This window comes from Elioraea thermophila (ex Habib et al. 2022) (assembly GCF_003336755.1).
GTDB lineage: Bacteria > Pseudomonadota > Alphaproteobacteria > Acetobacterales > Acetobacteraceae > Elioraea > Elioraea thermophila.
In genome coordinates, this window is sequence record NZ_QMDI01000002.1 from 544,782 (window position 1) to 561,324 (window position 16,543).

Annotated in this window: 12 protein-coding genes and 1 tRNA gene; 7 read left to right on the forward strand and 6 right to left on the reverse strand. The window is 70.8% G+C overall.

Going from position 1 to position 16,543, the window contains the following annotated elements; genetic code table 11:
• The first annotated feature begins 15 nt into the window (after positions 1–15).
• The 3 genes from DWB05_RS04450 to DWB05_RS14835 all read left to right on the forward strand — a co-directional run bounded on the left by DWB05_RS04450 (position 16) and on the right by DWB05_RS14835 (position 3,363).
• A complete protein-coding gene (locus DWB05_RS04450; protein WP_232818381.1) occupies positions 16–324 on the forward strand; it encodes an SDR family oxidoreductase in 309 nt (102 codons plus the stop codon).
• 322 nt (positions 325–646) lie between these two features.
• A complete protein-coding gene (locus DWB05_RS14830; RefSeq protein WP_198669046.1) occupies positions 647–1,936 on the forward strand; it encodes a YncE family protein in 1,290 nt (429 codons plus the stop codon).
• A complete protein-coding gene (locus DWB05_RS14835; protein ID WP_198669047.1) occupies positions 1,933–3,363 on the forward strand; it encodes a GTP-binding protein in 1,431 nt (476 codons plus the stop codon). Before DWB05_RS14830 ends, DWB05_RS14835 begins: the two co-directional genes overlap by 4 nt.
• Positions 3,364–3,436: 73 nt before the next feature.
• Here the strand turns inward: DWB05_RS14835 and DWB05_RS04465 are convergent.
• From DWB05_RS04465 to DWB05_RS04475, 3 genes are all read right to left on the reverse strand, one after another.
• Positions 3,437–3,509, reverse strand: a tRNA-Ile gene (locus tag DWB05_RS04465).
• 100 nt (positions 3,510–3,609) lie between these two features.
• Positions 3,610–4,650 carry a glycerophosphodiester phosphodiesterase family protein gene (locus DWB05_RS04470; protein WP_114376552.1) on the reverse strand — a complete coding sequence of 347 codons (1,041 nt, stop codon included), beginning with the start codon at positions 4,648–4,650 and terminating at the stop codon, positions 3,610–3,612.
• Positions 4,651–4,758: 108 nt separating this feature from the next.
• Positions 4,759–5,937 carry an E22 family MetX-like putative esterase gene (locus DWB05_RS04475; RefSeq protein WP_114375409.1) on the reverse strand — a complete coding sequence of 393 codons (1,179 nt, stop codon included), beginning with the start codon at positions 5,935–5,937 and terminating at the stop codon, positions 4,759–4,761.
• A gap of 117 nt (positions 5,938–6,054) precedes the next feature.
• Here DWB05_RS04475 and ppa point away from each other — a divergent pair, with 117 nt between their 5' ends.
• The gene (ppa, locus tag DWB05_RS04480) at positions 6,055–6,609 is read left to right on the forward strand and encodes an inorganic diphosphatase (protein WP_114375411.1); all 555 of its coding nucleotides are present in this window, start codon (positions 6,055–6,057) and stop codon (positions 6,607–6,609) included.
• Here ppa and DWB05_RS04485 read toward each other — a convergent pair.
• Entirely contained in the window at positions 6,600–7,502 is a 903-nt protein-coding gene (locus DWB05_RS04485) for an AEC family transporter (protein WP_114375413.1), read from the reverse strand. The genes ppa and DWB05_RS04485 overlap by 10 nt on opposite strands.
• A gap of 209 nt (positions 7,503–7,711) precedes the next feature.
• Here DWB05_RS04485 and DWB05_RS04490 point away from each other — a divergent pair, with 209 nt between their 5' ends.
• The 3 genes from DWB05_RS04490 (at position 7,712) to DWB05_RS04500 (ending at position 12,646) form a co-directional block, all read left to right on the forward strand.
• Positions 7,712–8,386 (forward strand): lectin-like protein, encoded by a 675-nt coding sequence (locus tag DWB05_RS04490; RefSeq protein ID WP_114375415.1) that lies wholly within the window; start codon positions 7,712–7,714, stop codon positions 8,384–8,386.
• Positions 8,387–8,480: 94 nt separating this feature from the next.
• On the forward strand, positions 8,481–9,470 hold the full coding sequence (locus DWB05_RS04495) for an efflux RND transporter periplasmic adaptor subunit (RefSeq protein ID WP_114375417.1): 990 nt from the start codon (positions 8,481–8,483) through the stop codon (positions 9,468–9,470).
• Positions 9,467–12,646, forward strand: coding sequence for an efflux RND transporter permease subunit (locus DWB05_RS04500; RefSeq protein WP_232818382.1), 3,180 nt, complete (start codon positions 9,467–9,469; stop codon positions 12,644–12,646). Before DWB05_RS04495 ends, DWB05_RS04500 begins: the two co-directional genes overlap by 4 nt.
• A 96-nt stretch (positions 12,647–12,742) precedes the next feature.
• Here DWB05_RS04500 and rpoD read toward each other — a convergent pair whose 3' ends face one another.
• Positions 12,743–14,653, reverse strand: a complete 1,911-nt coding sequence (gene rpoD / locus DWB05_RS04505) for an RNA polymerase sigma factor RpoD (protein ID WP_114375420.1) — start codon at positions 14,651–14,653, stop codon at positions 12,743–12,745.
• A 98-nt stretch (positions 14,654–14,751) separates the two neighbouring features.
• The gene (gene dnaG, locus DWB05_RS04510) at positions 14,752–16,542 is read right to left on the reverse strand and encodes a DNA primase (RefSeq protein WP_114375423.1); all 1,791 of its coding nucleotides are present in this window, start codon (positions 16,540–16,542) and stop codon (positions 14,752–14,754) included.
• Position 16,543 lies beyond the last annotated feature (1 nt).

Below are 16,543 nucleotides of genomic sequence, written 5' to 3' on the forward strand. Positions count from 1 at the left end.
GGCTGACGCGCGTGCGTGGCGAAGGCCGGGCAGCTCGGGTTCCTGCGCACCGCAGCGATGGAACTCGCGCCCTTGGGGATGACCATCAATGCCGTGTTGCCCGGCAATATCGCGACCGAGGGGCTCGCTGGTCTCGGCGAGAGCTACCTGCAGGAGATGACGGCAGCGATCCCGCTGCGTCGCCTGGGCTCGGTGGAGGACGTCGCCTACGCCGCCCTGTTCTTCGCCTCCGATGAGGCGGCCTACATCACCGGCCAGACGCTCGTGGTCGACGGCGGGCAGGTGCTGCCCGAATCGCCCGAGGCGATGCGGGCGATCGGTTAGCGCAAAGCCTTCCGTTCGCCGGGCCGCCGTCCGTTCTCCACGGCGGACCGTTCGCCTCCGACCCACTCTCCCCTCGCCGGCTCGCGCGCGGCCCGCGGTCGCGCGCGCGTCGCGATCCATCGCCCGATCGGCGTCGGAGGCCGGATGACACCGCTGATGGGTCGCGATGTTTCCGCTCGATGCCCTGCCATAACGGCTCGGCATCGATCGACCGCCGGGCGGAAGACACGATCGGATCATCCCGGCCGAGCAAACCCCTTTCCGATCGCCCGCTTCGATCGTATCGTCTCGAAACAATCGAAGGAACGAAGGGGAAACGTCCATGATCGATCGCCGCAGGATCCTGGCCACGGCAGGGCTGTCCGCGACCGTGCCGCTTTGGGCTCTCGGAGGATGCGCGAGCGGGACCGGCGAGGGCGGAGCGGCGTCGTTACGGCCGGTGTTCGCCCTGCGCGGCGACGGTGCCGTGGTGGCGATCGATCCCGCGACGGACAGCATCGCGGCACGCATCGTCACCGGCGGCGCGGGCGGAACGCTCGGCAGCCTCACCCCGGACGGGCGCTGGCTGTACGTCGCCAACAACGCGCCCGGGCAGCGGACGCTGGTCAAGATCGACGCCCAGACCCTGCGCGTCGCCTCGACCCTGGAGACCGGCAACCGGCCGAAGCACCCGGTGGTCTCGCCCGACGGGCAGACGGTGGCGCTGAACCACTCGGGGCTCGATGACGGCAAGACCCGCATCGCCTTCGTCGACGTCGCCTCCGACCGGGTCCGCACGGTCGAGATCCCGGTCCGCAACACCCAGCACAGCGGCGACGTCACCATGCACGGTCTGTGGCTGCACGACGGCCGGCACTACGCGATCGGGAACTACGCCGACAACGCGGTGGTCGTGATCGACGCAGAGTCGTTGCAGGTCCACACCGTTCCGGTCGAGGGCAATCCCCACTATTTCGACGGCCTCGGGCGCGAGCTCTGGGTCACGCTCGAGGCGGTCGAGCCGAAGACCGCGCGCTCGCGGCCCCTCGTCGTCATCTTCGACGCCAGCCAGCCGATGGCCCTGCGACGGACGGGGCAGGTCGCGATGACCCTCTCCGCCGACGAGGTGGCCAATCCCGCGCGGATCGAGGGGCATCACGGCACCTTCACGACGGCCGGCGACGCCTTCATCGTCTGCAATCGCGGCAGCGGCGGCGCCCTGGAAGGCGGCTCGGTCGAAGTGTTCGACGCCCGCACGCGGCGGCGCCTCGCCACGCTCCAGCTCGGCATCCGGGGCGCCGGACACGCCTATCTGACGCCGGACGGACGGTTCGCCCTGATCACCCAGTACAACGACACGCGGGTTCCCGTCCTCGACCTGCAGACTTTCCGTACCGTGGCCACGATCGATGCCGGGCGAGGTGGCCATCTCGGGCACGTCGCCTTCACGACGGACGGCCGCAAGGCCTACATCAGCAACCGCAGGAGCGACGAGGTGCTGGTGGTCGACACCGCGCAGTGGGCGATCGCAGGACGAATCGCCACCGGAACGAGCGGCCAGGCCCAGGGCATGGTGCTGAACACGCACTACGCGGTGTTCGAGCGCGTCGGGAGCCGGGCCGTCCTCGCGTGACCGCGCCCGCCGCCGCGGGCGGTGGGGGGGATTTGCCGGAGGGGATCCTGGTCACCGGCTTCCTCGGCGCCGGCAAGACGAGTTTCCTCCGTCACGTGCTGCTGCCGTGGCTTATCCGACGCCACCGGCCTGCCCTGCTCGTCAACGACTCGGGGGCGGAGAACTTCGACGCCGACCGTCTGGCGGACGCCGGCGTGCCGGTCGTATCGGTCGCCGGCGGGTGCGGCTGTTGCGCGGTTGGAGGTGCGATGGCCGAGGCGGTGGCGCGACTGGCGCGGGGCGAGCACCGGCCGGTGGTGATCGAAGGCTCGGGGCTGGCCGATCCCGGCCCGATCCTGGAGGCCTTGCGGTCGCACGGACTGACCGACCTGGTCGTGCTCGCCCTGGTGCACGGACCGACCTGGCGGGAACGGCTGCCTCTCGCGCCGGTGCAGGGGCAGCTCGCCCTGGCCGACTGGATCTTCGTCACCGCCGCCGAGGAGATGCCGCCTGCCGAGATCACGCGGCTGAACGAGGCGCTGTGCCGACACCGACCGCGACCGGTCTCCGTGTGGCGGCGGGACGCGGGGGTGCTCGATGCGCGCTGGCCCGACGCGCTGGCGACGTTGGCGGGAGCGCCCGATCGCGCCGCGTCGAGCCTGCGCCGCTGCGGCGACGCGGTGCCCCCGCATGTGGGGATGGGGTCACGAACCATCCCGGTCCGCCAATGGGCCGAAAGGCGGGCGTGGGAGGAGTGGGCGAATGCCCTGCCCGAGGGGGTTTGGCGCGCCAAGGGCATGGTGCCCGTCCTGGGTGCGGTCTGGCCGCAGGCGCTCGACCACAACGGCAGTGGCCCCCCAGCCTGGCACGAGCCGTCGGGGCCATGTGCGCCTTATCTCGTCGTGGTGGGCGAGGAGCGCTCGCTCGATGCCCTGCCGCCGTTGCCGTCGGCGCCGGCACCCGACCGCTGGGACGACGCGGCTTGGCTGCCGAGCGGTTCGGCCGACGGGCGGCGCGACGCGGCGTGGCAGGATGGGGCGCCGACGCCGCCCGCGATCGCGGCGCGCGCGTGGTTCAAGGCGGTCGGCCAGGCGCGCGCCGACGACCTCGTCTGGATCGCACCGTCCTGGGCATCGGCGGAGGCGCCGCTGTCGCCGCGACCGCCGCTGAGCCGGGCCGACTGGCACGGGCTCGTCCAGGGGCTCCGAAGCTGGAGTGCGCGGTCACCGCACGGGCGCTGGTTCGTGGCGGGCTGGCCGCTCGCCTTCGTGCAGGCACTCTCCCGCCTCGCCGCCATCCCCCCGCTCCGCATCTGGCATGCGGGCGAGGCCTGGGCCTGGCCCGAGGCCGCGCTGTCGTGGCTCGCCCCGGGTGGCGAGGTGGCGGAGCCGGCGCCGCGGGCTGCCGCTTGCGCGGACACGGGCGCGCGCGGTTCGGTCGGTCCCTAAAGGCGCGCTGGCGGCGTCGGTGGAGGCACCGGCGTCGCGCCCGGTGGGTGGCGAAATCGCGCCGGTGCCGCGGTGGGCCGGGCAGGATTCGAACCCGCAACCAAGCCGTTATGAGCGGCCCGCTCTGACCGTTGAGCTACCGGCCCCCTTGACCCCTCTGATGCGGCGAGGGGGCAGGCCTACGCAAGCCCCCCGTTCCGTCGACTCAGGGGGCCGACCGCACAAGGGGCCGACCGCACCCTCCCCTCAGGTCGCGAGGCGGCGACGGAGGCCGGCGAACCCGATCAGCGCCAAGCCGAAGAGGGCGAGCGAGGCCGGCTCGCTCACCGGCTCCGGATAAAGCGCGTCGCGGAACCGCTTCGCGGTATCGGGCGCGTTGCTGAAGATCCCGTCCACGCCGAGCGCGTAGACGGTCTCGTGCAGGCCGGGGTTGGCGTTCGACAACGTGTAGACATGGATCAGCAGCCCCGCCTGATGCACGCGATCGACGCAGGCCTCGTTGACGTTCGCCACCGAGACGCCGATTCCCTGCGCCACCTCGGCGATCTGAGCGAGCTGAGCCGCCGTCGGACAGATGCCGGTGAGGAACACGAGCGGCAGGCTGGTCCGCTCGGCCAGGTGCTGGATGATCGAGAGGTCGAACGACTGCAGGAAGACGTTGTTGCGGCTGCCGTCGAACAGCCCCTCGTAGCGCGGATCGGCGAGCGCGGCGAGCATCGCGTCCGCGATCGAGCGGTTGTAGGCGGCTTGGCCGGAAATCGTCTTCACCTCCGGATAGACGCCGACCACCCTGCCGGTCTCCCGCCAGAGGTCGAACAGGTAATCGAGCACGTCGGTGAAGCGCGGCACGACGAAGCTCTCGCTGCCCGTGTAATACGCGTTCGGCGGCACGGCGTAGCCGGTGGTGCCGCGCGAGCGGGCCGAGACGAGCAGGATGTCGTCGTAGGTCAGATTGTCGATGTTGTACTGGCGCGACGCGCCGCTGCCCGTGCCCTTGGCGAACAGGGCGGGGTTGGTGGCGGCGACCGAGACGATGTTGGTGGTCGCGTTGAGGGAACGATCGTGCCGCGCAACAAGCACGCCATCCTGGGTGATGAAGAGGTCGGGTTCGATGAAATCGGCGCCCATGGCGACGGCGAGGCGGTAGGCCTCCATCGTGTGCTCGGGCAGGTATTGGCTCGCGCCGCGATGCGCGATGACCAGCGGACGATCGACCAGCGGCCCCGCCATGACGGACGAGGTGAGGACGCCGAACGCGAGTGCGCCGGCGAGAACAAGACGCGGCATGGCTCCCCCTGAGGTGTGCGTCAGCGTGCGCACACTACCGCCGGGGGAGCCGGGCCGCGTGACGCTTCCTTGAACAGTTCGTTACGTTGCGCGGCCGGTGCGACGCCGTCACTCCGCCAACAGGCGCCGGATCGCGTCGCCCGCCTTGGCGATCGACACGATGCCCTCGAGATGGCCGAGCGCGCCGTCGAGCTCGACAAGCTCCACCGCCCGCCCCTGCGCGCGCAGCGTGGCGGCCAGACGCCGGTTCGCCTCGATCGGGAAGATGCGGTCCCCCGTCGCCGCGACCACGAGCCAGCGGGCGCGCGAGCGCGCGAGCGCCGCCTCGGGGCTCTCGTACTGCTTGAGGAACAACTGGTTGGCGCGGGCGAGATAGAGGAAGTGGTTCGCATCCGCCACCCGCGCACGCGCCGCCGCCGCATCGTCGAGCCACTTCTCGATGGCGAAACGTTGCGTCACCGAAGCCCGCGGGTCCTGCCCCTCCGCCGCTTTCACCCCGATGGTGTCGGCCCAGGGCCAGTCGCGCGCGTGGTGGGTGACGATCTTCAGCGCCTCGGCGAGCCCCCGCACCGGCCCCGGCCCGCCGTAGTACGCGCCGCCCTTCCACTCGGGGTCGAGCCGGATCGGCGCGGTCCAGATGTCCATCCAGCCGAGAAGCCAAGCATCGGCACGGTCGGAGCCGACGACCGGCATCGCGCGGACCACCATGTCGGGATAGGCCGCCGCCCATTCGATGGTCTGAAACGCGCCCATCGAGGCGCCGGCGACGAGAGCGAGCCGACGCACGCCGAGATGGTCGAGCAGCGCCTTCTGCGTCTCGACGAAGTCGCGGATGGACAGCACGGGGAAGGCGAGGCCCCAGGGCCGCCCGGTCTCAGGGTTCGGCGTGGCGGGGCCGGTGGTGATCACGCTCGGGTCGCCGGTATTCAGGTTCACCGGCGTATCCGCGGAGACGACGAAGAAGCGGTTGGTGTCGATCGGCTTGCCGGGGCCGATGATGGCGTCCCAGTAGCCGGGCGGGCCGCCGGGAGAAAGCCGGCCGAAAGCGTGCGAGGTGCCGGAGAAGAAGTGGGCGATCAGCACCGCGTTGTCGCGCGCCTCGTTGAGCTGCCCCGCCGTCTGGTAGCCGATCCTGAGCCGAGGGATGGTCTGCCCGGCCTCAGTGGTGAAGCGCGGGATCTCGAAGGCGCGCTTCTCGACCACAAGCTCGCCCTGGGCGAGGGCGGGCAGCGCGGCGGCGACCAGGACCGCAGCCAGCGAAGCGATCAAGGTGCGGCGTCTTGGCATGGACGGCCCTCCTTTCTCGTTTTGCTGCCAGTCTGCCCGGGCGCGGCGGCCTCGTCCATGGCGCGCGGCAGGCGGTTCCGCTAGATGGGCGGCCGAGCAAGCCGAGGAGATCCCGTCGTGGACATCAGCCGCATCAGCATCGGCCGCAACCCGCCGACCGACATCAACGTCATCGTCGAGATCCCCCAAGGCGGGGTGCCGGTGAAGTACGAGCTCGACAAGGAGTCAGGGGCGCTGATGGTCGATCGCTTCCTGCACACCGCGATGTACTACCCAGGCAACTACGGGTTCATCCCGCACACGCTGGCCGAGGATGGCGACCCGATGGACGTGATGATCGTCACGCAAGCCGCCCTGGTGCCCGGCTGCATCGTGCGCTGCCGCCCCGTCGGCGTGCTGATGATGCGCGACGAGGCGGGGCCGGACGAGAAGATCCTCGCCGTGCCGGTGGACAAGCTTCACCCGTTCTACACGGGCGTGAAGTCGTTCCGCGACCTGCCCGCGATCCTGACGGAGCAGATCGCCCACTTCTTCAAGCACTACAAGGATCTCGAGAAGGGCAAGGAAGTGAGCCTTGGCGAGTGGGCGGGGCCCGAGGTGGCCGAACGGCTAATCCTGGACAGCATCAGGCGGGCGGAAGCCGCCAAGAACGCCGCCGCCCACTATGCCTGAGCGAGGATCGCACTCCAGCCGGCGAGCGTGGGCAGGGCGCCGATGGTCGTCCACAGGCAGAGGGCGGCGGCGGCGCGCGCGTCCGCCCCACCGGCGGCCGCGATCAGGAAATGGTTGAGCGCGGTCGGGGTGGCGGCCATCAGCACGGCCGCGCTCGCTGCGCCGGGGGGCAGGCCGAGGGCGCTCACCGCCGCCCAGGCAAGGGCCGGGTGCAGCAGGAGCTTGCCGGGCAGGGCAGCAATCACCGGCCGCAGGGGTGAGAGCGCCAGCGCCCCCGCCCCCGAGGCGAGCGCGGCGCCGAGCGAGATGAGTGCCCCCGGGATCGCGCCGCCGGCGAGCAGCGCGACCAGGCGTGAGAGCGGCTCCGGCACGGGCAAGGCGGCGAGGCGCACGGCAAGCCCCGCCGCCGTCGCCCACACCAGCGGCGCGCGCATCACCGCCCGCAGCCCGGCACGCAGCCCGCCCGAGGCGAGCAGCACCATGTTCGCGTTCATCACCACGAACACGTCGGCGACCAAGACGGCGATCGCCGCCCCCACCGCCGCCGGATCGGCCCCGAGCGGGGAGACCGCGATCGCCGGCAGGCCCATGTAGCCGACATTGGCCGACACCGAGCCCATGGCGGCAAGCCGCCGCGCCCGCGGCGCCAAGCCGGCGACGATCAGACCCGAGACCAAGGTGGCGGCGAGATAGGCCAGAGGGGCCAGAAGCGCCGAGGCCGGCGGCGCGGCGGCCTCGACCACGAAGCGGAACAGGAACGCCGGCAGGGCGGCGTAGAGGACGAACAGCCGAAGCCCCGTTTGCGCCCGTGCGTCGGCGAGAGCGCCGCGGCCGAGCAGCCAGCCGAGCGCGATCAGGGCGAAGAACGGAAGGAGAATGGCGAGCGGCAACACGCGGCGAGGCTCGCCGTTGGCCTGCGACCGTGGAAGCGGCGACGGCACGGGTCACGCCTGCGACCGACGCGGGGCTCGGCGCGGAGGACTGCGCCAACGGCAGGGGGAACTCTCTCATACGGTTGCAACTCCGCGTCGATGGCGCTGATCCGTCCGGTCCGATACCTTTTTCGCGTCTGGGGGTTTCGTTCCGGTTGGGGGAGGTCGGCATGAGAACGAAAACGATCACCGGCATGGCCGTCGCCGCCGCGATGGTGCTGTCCGTCGGTGCGGCGCAGGCCGCCTGGGTGCAGTGGACGGGGCCCGGAGCGACGGGCAACTGGTACCGACTGGTCGAGGACAGCACGAGCGGCTGGACCGCGGCGCGCGCGCGAGCGCAGACGGAGTTCGGCGGCGACCTCGCCACCATCACCAGCGCCGGCGAGCAGCTCTTCGTCAACTCCGCCCTCTTCGGGGGCAGCAGTCCGTTCAACGAGACGCTCCGCGGCTCCTGGTGGCTCGGCGGCACCGATGCGGAGAGCGAAGGCACATGGACGTGGGTCACGGGCGAGCCCTGGTCGTTCACCAACTGGGGTTCTGGCCAACCTGACAACAACAGCTCTTTCCCGTTCGGCGACGCCAACGGCGAGGACTACCTGCAGCTCGTCTGGCGACCCGACCCCACATCTCCACTTCCGGGCGGCTGGAACGACGCGCGCGAGGCCGGCTACCTGGCTTCGGATCCGAACTTCGCGAACCTGCCCAACCTTTGGCTGAAGGGCTTCATCGTCGAGCGGACGACGGATCCGAACCCGCGGCCCGAGCCCATTCCCGCCCCGGCGGCGCTGCCCCTGTTCGCCGTCGCCCTGCTCGGCCTTGCCGCCGCCGGGCTGCGGCGGGCCTGACCCCCTCCCCCTCGCGGGGCTGCCCCCCGCGGCGCGGGCTTGAACCGGCGCTCCGGATTACCTTCACTGCTCCGAAGACAATCCGGAGCCGCCCATGCCCGCGCCCCGCCTCGTCACCGCCCTCACCCTCCTCGCCCTCGCCGCCACCCCCGCCCTCGCCCAGGACCGCCTCGTCGTCGCCCCCACCACCGTCGACGACCTCAAGCCCGTCTTCGCCACCGTCGAATCCGTCCGCACCGTCGAGGCGCGCACCCGGATCGCCGGCACGCTCGACCGTCTCGCCATTCGCGAAGGCGATGCGGTCACGGCGGGCGAGGTCGTCGCCCTCGTCGCCGACCCCAAGCTCGGCCTGCAGCGCGCCGCCCTCGACGCCCGGCTCGATGCCCTCGCCGCGCAGCGCCGCCAGGCCCAGCTCGAGCTCGAGCGCACCCGCCAGCTCCGTCTCACGGGGGCCGCCACCCAGGCCCGGCTCGATGAGGCCGAGACCGCCGTGCAGGTGATCGACGCCCAGGCGGCCGCCGTACGCGCCGAACGGGCGGTGGTGGACCAGCAGATGCGCGAAGGCGAGGTGCTCGCCCCGCAAGCGGGCCGCGTGCTCGCCGTGCACGCCGTTACCGGCGCGGTGGTGATGCCCGGAGAACCCATCGCCACCATCGCCACCGATCGCTACGTGCTCCGCCTGCGGATCCCCGAACGCCACGCGCGGTTCCTGCGCGCGGGCGACCCGGTGCGCGTCGGCGCGCGGGGCCTCGCGCCGAAGGAGGGTGCGGCACTCGGCGAAGGCCGAATCGTGCTCGTCTATCCGCGACTCGAGGCGGGCCAGGTGGTGGCCGATGCCGAAGTGGCGGGATTGGGCGACTTCTTCGTCGGCGAACGGGTGGAGGTCACCATCGTCGGCGATCGCCGCGAAACCATCCTGATCCCCGAAGCGTTCCTCATCCGTGGCGCCGGCGTGGATCTGGTGCGCCTCGAGAGCGGAGCGACCGTGCCGGTGCAGACCGGCCCTGCGCACGCCCGGGCCGGTGTGGTGATGCGGGAGATCCTCTCGGGCCTTCGCGCCGGCGACGTGGTGCTGCGCCCATGAGCCGGATCCCGCTCGGCATCTCCGGCCACCTCGCCAAGGCCTTCATCGCCTCCAAGCTCACGCCGCTTCTGCTGCTCGCCTCACTCGCGCTCGGGTTGATGGCGCTCGTCGCGCTCCCGCGCGAGGAGGAGCCGCAGATCTCGGTGCCGATGATCGACATCCACGTCCGTGCCGACGGGCTCTCCGCCCCCGACGTGGTCGAGCTCGTCACCCGCCCGCTCGAGGCGATCGTGCTCGGCATTCCGGGCGTGGAGCACGTCTACTCCTCCTCGCGCGACGACGGTGCGATCGTCACCGCGCGGTTCTTCGTCGGTACCGATTTCGACGACGCCATCCTGCGCGTGCACGAGAAGGTGCGTGCCAATTTCGACCGCATCCCCTTGGGGATCCCCGAACCGCTGATCGTCGGGCGCGGCATCAACGACGTCGCCGTCGCCGTAGTCACGCTGCGTGCCGCCGACCCGCGCGATCCGCGCTGGACCGGGTCCGCCTTGCGCGAACTCGCCGACCGCGTGCTCTCCGAGCTCGTCAAGCTGCCCGATGTCGGCCTCACCTACCTCGTCGGCGGCTCGCCCCCCGAAATCGTCGTCGAACCCGACCCCGCCGCCCTCGCGCGCTTCGGCATCACGCTCAATCAGCTCGTCGATAAGCTCTCGGGCGCGAACCGCTCGTTCCGCATCGGCATCGTGCGCGAGGGCGGGGCCACGCTTCCCGTGCACGGCGGGCAGACGCTGCAGGGCATCCCCGATGTCGGCCTGCTGCAGATCGCGACGCGCGACGGGCGGCCGGTCTATGTCGGCGACGTCGCCCGCATCGCGATCAGCGAACGACCCGACGAGGCGCGGGTGTGGGAACTGACGCGCGTGGGCGACGGCTGGACCGCCCAGCCGGCGGTCTCCATCGCCATCGCGAAGCGACCCGGCGCGAACGCCGTCGTGCTCACCCATGCCGTGCGCGACCGCCTCGAGGCCTTGCGCGGCAACGTCATTCCGCCCGGCGTCGTCGCCGAGGTGGTGCGCGACTACGGCGAGACCGCGCAGGAAAAGGCGGACGAGCTCCTGTTCCATCTCGGGCTCGCCACCCTTTCCATCGTCGCGCTGATCTGGCTCGCCATCGGCCGGCGCGAGGCGATGGTCACCTTCGTCGTCATCCCGGTCACCATCCTGCTCACCCTGTTCGGTGCCTGGATCCTCGGCTACACGCTGAACCGCGTCTCTCTGTTCGCGCTCATCTTCGCCATCGGCATCCTGGTCGATGACGCGATCGTCGTGGTCGAGAACATCGACCGGCACTGGGCGATGAAGGACGGGCGGTCGCGCATCGAGGCGGCGATCGATGCGGTGGCCGAGGTCGGCAACCCTACGCTCATCGCCACCCTCACCGTCATCGTCGCGCTGCTGCCGATGATGTTCGTCTCCGGGCTGATGGGCCCGTACATGGCGCCCATCCCGGCGGTCGCTTCGGGGGCGATGCTCTTTTCCTTCTTCGTCGCGATGATTCTCACACCGTGGCTGATGGTGAAGCTTTCCGGCCGCACGCCGGCGAGCGCCGAGCACCACGGCCCTGGTTTCCTCTCCCGCGCCTATCGCGCGGTGGCCGCGCCCCTGATCGAAACCAAGCTTCGCGCCTGGGCCTTCCTGCTCGCCGTCGGCATCGCGACGCTTGCTTCGCTCTCGCTCTTCGTCACCCGCGACGTGACGGTGAAACTGTTGCCGTTCGACAACAAATCGGAGCTCTCCGTCGTCGTCGACCTGCCCGGTGGGGCTTCGGTCGAGGACACGGAGCGGGTTCTGTTCGCCGCCGCCGACCGCCTGCGCGCGGTGCCCGAGGTGGTGGCCGTCACCGCGCACGCGGGTACCGCAGCGCCGTTCAACTTCAACGGCCTCGTTCGCCACTACTTCCTGCGCCAGGCGCCGAACCAGGGCGACCTCGAGATTCGGCTCACCCCGAAGGCCGAGCGGTCGCGCACCTCGCACGACATCGCGCTCGAGGTGCGCGAGCGGCTGAAGGACGTCGCCTGGCCGGAGGGCGCGCGATGGAAGGTGGTGGAGGTGCCGCCGGGGCCGCCGGTGCTGGCCACGCTTCTCGCCGAAATCTACGGCCCCGACACCGAGGCCCGCCGCGAGGCGGCGCGCACCGTGCGCGAGGCCTTCGCGCGCGTGCCGTTCCTGGTCGATCTCGACGACACCCTCGCCGACCCCGGCCAGCGGCTGCGCATCCGATTGCTGTCGGATCAGCTCGAGTTCCACGGCGTGGAGGAAGCGGCCGTCTACGACACGCTGCGGGTTCTCCTGGGCGGACAGACCATCGGCTATTCGCACCGCGGCGAGGGCCGCAACCCGCTGCCGATCACCGTGCGCCTGCCGAAAGGCGAGCTCTTCGTCTCGGAGCGTCTGCTCGCCACCCCGGTCCCCGGTCGTAACGGTCCCGTCGAGCTCGGCGATCTCGTGCGCATCGAGGTCGAGCGCGCGTCGTTCCCGATCTTCCGCCGCAACGGTTTCCCTGCCGAGATGGTGAGCGCGGAGCTCGCGGGCGCTTTCGAGGCGCCGATCTACGGCATGCTCGCGGTGCGCGACGCGTTGCGCGAGATGGCCGCCGAGGGTCGCGCCGTGCCCGAAATCCGCCTCGCCGGGCAGCCGCTGGACGCCTCGCGCCCAGCCCTGCTGTGGGAAGGCGAGTGGGAGGTGACGCGTGTCACCTTCCGCGACATGGGGATCGCGTTCGGTGTGGCGCTGCTCGGAATCTACGCCCTCGTCGTCGGGCAGTTCTCCTCGTTCCGGGTTCCGCTCGTCATTCTCGTTCCCGTCCCGCTCACCTTCATCGGCGTGGTGGGCGGGCACTGGTTATTCTCGGCCCCGTTCACCGCTCCGTCGATGATCGGCTTCATCGCGCTCGCCGGCATCATCGTGCGCAACTCGATCCTGCTCGTCGATTTCATCCGGCACACCCCGGCGGAAGGGCGAAGCGTGCGCGCGATCGCGCTCGAGGCGGGGGCGGTGCGTTTCCGCCCGATCCTGCTCACCGCGGCGGCGGCGATCATCGGGGCGGCCTTCATCCTCGCCGACCCGATCTTCCAGGGCCTCGCGCTCAGCCTGATGTTCGGCCTAATCTCCTCCACCTTGCTGACGGTGCTGGTGATCCCGGCCGTCTACCGCGTGCTGAGGGATCCAACTTAAAAGGGCGGGGAAAGGGCCGATAGGCCCTCTCCCCGCACCCCTCTCCCGGGATGGGGGTGCAGGGGGAAGGGACGTGTCCCTTCCCCCGCCGGTTTTTCAGTCGTCGAGGAAGCTGCGCAGCTTGCGCGACCGCGAGGGGTGCTTCAGCTTGCGCAGCGCCTTCGCCTCGATCTGGCGGATGCGCTCGCGCGTGACATTGAACTGCTGCCCGACCTCCTCGAGCGTGTGGTCGGTGTTCATCCCGATGCCGAAGCGCATGCGCAGCACGCGCTCCTCGCGGGGCGTGAGGGTGGAGAGCACGCGCGTCGTCGCCTCGCGCAGGTTCGACTGGATTGCCGCATCGAGCGGGATCACCGCGTTCTTGTCCTCGATGAAGTCGCCGAGATGGCTGTCCTCCTCGTCGCCGATCGGCGTCTCCAGGCTGATCGGCTCCTTGGCGATCTTCAGCACCTTGCGCACCTTCTCGAGCGGCATGCCGAGCTTCTCGGCGAGCTCCTCCGGCTGGGGTTCGCGCCCGATCTCGTGCAGCATCTGGCGCGAGGTGCGCACCAGCTTGTTGATCGTCTCGATCATGTGCACGGGGATGCGGATGGTGCGCGCCTGATCGGCGATCGAGCGCGTGATCGCCTGCCGGATCCACCACGTGGCGTAGGTCGAGAACTTGTAGCCGCGGCGGTACTCGAACTTGTCCACCGCCTTCATCAGGCCGATGTTGCCTTCCTGGATCAGGTCGAGGAACTGCAGCCCGCGGTTGGTGTACTTCTTGGCGATGGAGATCACGAGGCGCAGGTTGGCCTCGATCATCTCCTTTTTCGCCCGTGCCGCGTCGCGCTCACCCTTTTGCACGGTGGTGACGACACGGCGGAACTCGCCGACCGGCAGGTGCACCTCGTTGACGATGTCGGCGATTTTGGCGCGGATCGCCTCCACCTCCTCGCCGTGCTTGGTGGCGAAGGCCTTCCAGGTCTTGGAGAGGGTCGCCACCCGCTCGAGCCAGCCCGGGTCGAGTTCGTGGCCGCGATACTGCTCGAGGAACTCCTCGCGCTTCACCTTGGCACTCTCGGCGAGCCGCAGGAGCTGGCCCTCGTACTGGGTGAGCCGCTGGTTGAGCTCGCGCAGCTCCTCGACGAGCTGCTCGATGCGGGCGTTGTTGAGGTGGACCTTCTTGACGAGCTCGACCACCTCCTCCTTGGCCTTGGCGTACTTCTTCTCGGCCTGGGTAGAGGGCGTGCCCCCCTCGGAGAGCGTCTTGAGGCGCGCCTCCTGCAGCTTGGCGAGTTTCTTGTAGGCGGCGGCGATCGCCTCGAAGGTGGCGAGCACCTCGGGCTTCAGCTTCTCCTCGAGGGCGGAGAGCGAGAGTGCGGCCTCGTCCTCGTCGAAGTCCTCCGCCTCCTCGACCGGAGGGCCACCCCCCTCCTCCGGGGTCTGGCCCGCGCCGTGGGTGGCTTCGAGGTCGATGATGTCGCGCAGCAGCATCCGCCCTTCCTTCAGGGCGTCGTGCCAGGCGACGATGGCCTTGAAGGTGAGCGGCGATTCGCAGAGGCCGCCGATCATCATCTCGCGGCCCGCCTCGATCCGCTTGGCGATGGCGATTTCGCCCTCGCGCGAAAGGAGCTCGACCTGCCCCATCTCGCGCAGGTACATGCGCACCGGGTCGTCGGTGCGGCCGAGCTCGGCCTCGTCGACGTTGCCGCCCGACCCCTCCTCGTCCTCGTCCTCCTCGGCCTTGATCGCCTTGGCAGGCGGAGCCTCCGGGTCCTCGGTCTCCTCGGACTCGACGACGTTGATGCCGAGCTCGTTCAGCTGGGCGAGCGTGTCCTCGATCTGCTCGGAGGAGACTTGGCCCTGCGGGAGGGCGGCGTTGATCTCGTCGTAGGTCACGTAGCCGCGTTCGCGCCCGCGCGCGATCAGCTTCTTGACGGCGGCCGACTGGCTGTCGAGCAGGGCCTGCTCGGCGACGTCCTCGGCGGCGGGCTCTGCGGTCGGGGTTGTGGTGGGCTTCGCCATTCGGGTCACCTCGAATGCGGTTTCACGGTTCGGGGGAACACGGGGCCCCCTACTCTACGGGTTGGGTTTCGCCCGCTTCGGGCCTCGTCCGGGCCGCTTCAGGGCGCATGCTCCTCGGCCAACAGCCGCTCGCGCGCCTCGACCAGCCGCGCCAGGCGTCGGACGTTCTCTTCGGTGAACTCGGCCGCGAGGCGGGCGCGCGCCTCGGCGAGATCCTGCTCGAGACGGCCGGGGTCGAGCGCCTGCAGGCCGGCGAGGAAGGCCGTGCGCACTTCGTCCGGTGTGGCCCCGGCCAAGGTGGTCTGCGGCAAGTCGGAAAAACCCTTCGCGAGCACGGCCTCGAGCGCGTCGCCCAGTCCCGACTCGCGCAAGTGGTCGATCACGCTCGGGGGATCAAGGGCGGCGATCTCGCCCGCGTTTGCGACCAGCGCGGCCCTGATGCGCTCGAGCGGCGCGGCGGAGAACCGCTCCGCCGCCAACGCCTCCTCCGCTTCCGCGAGCAGCCAGGGGTGGGCGAGAATGAGGGCGATGAGCGACCTTTCCCGCAGCGCCCGAGTGCGCGCCGGCGCGAGCGGGGGACGAGCGGGACGCGGCGCCACCCCCCGCAACGGGCCGACGGTTCGCTTCGCCCGCAGCTCGGCATACCAGCGATCGCGGAAGTGGCGTCGATACTCCTCTTGTAGGGTGCGATCGCCGATCCTGCCCGCCAGCTCCTCGAGCCGCCGCCGCGCCGCCGCCCGCGCCTCGGGCGTCGGCCCTGGCTCGCCGGCGATCGTCTCGTACAGGAGGTCGGCGAGACTGCGCCGGCGGGAGAGGATGACGGAGAACGCGTCGGGCCCGCGTCGTCGCACCAGGCTGTCCGGGTCCTCGCCGGCGGGGAGCGAGACGAAGGCGAGGCTGCGGCCGGGCCCGATCAGCGGCAGGGCGAGCTCGGCCGCCCGCAGCGCGGCGCGCGCGCCGGCGGCGTCGCCGTCGAAGCAGAGCACCGGTTCGGGCGACAGGCGCCAGAGTTCGGCGAGCTGCTCCTCGGTCAGTGCGGTGCCGAGGGGAGCGACCGCGCCACCGAAGCCCGCCTGATGGAGCGCGATCACGTCGAGATAGCCCTCGACGACCAGGGCGGAGGCCCCGCAGCGGATCGCCTTTGCCGCAAGATCAAGACCGTAGAGCGTCTTTCTTTTGACAAAGAGCGAGGTTTCGGGGCCGTTCAGATACTTCGGTTGCCCCTCCCCGAGGACCCGGCCACCGAAGCCGATCACCCGCCCGCGCCGGTCGCGGATCGGGAACATGACGCGGTTGAAGAAGAGATCGACTGCCGGTCGCGACGGCTCGTCCTGTTTCATCAACCCGATCGCGACCAACTGCTCCGCCGTCACCCCCTGCCGGCGCAGGTCGGCGAGCAGGGCCCCCCGCCCCTCGCCCGACCAGCCGAGGGAGAAGAGGGCGATCGTCTCGTCCATCAGGCCACGCTCGTGCAGATAGGCGAGCGCCGCGCGGCCCTCAGGCAGGCGCAGACGGCGGGCGAAGGCCTCAGCGGCGGCCTCGGCGATCGCGCTCAGCGAAGCGGCGCGTTCGGCGGCCGCCGCCGCCTCCGGCGTGGGGCGCGGCACGGCGAGCCCCGCTTCCGCCGCGAGACGTTCCACCGCCTCCATGAAGGAGAGCCCCTCCGCCCGCATCAGGAAGCCGATGGCGTCGCCATGCGCGCCGCAGCCGAAGCAGTGGAAGAACCCCTTGTCCTCGACAACGTGGAACGAGGGGGTCTTCTCGGCGTGGAACGGGCAAAGGCCCTTGAGCTCCCGCCCCGCGCGCGTGAGCCGCACGCGCCGACCGATCAGCGCGCCGAGCGGAATGCGGGCGCGCAGCTCGTCGAGGAAGGCGGGCGGCAGGGCCATC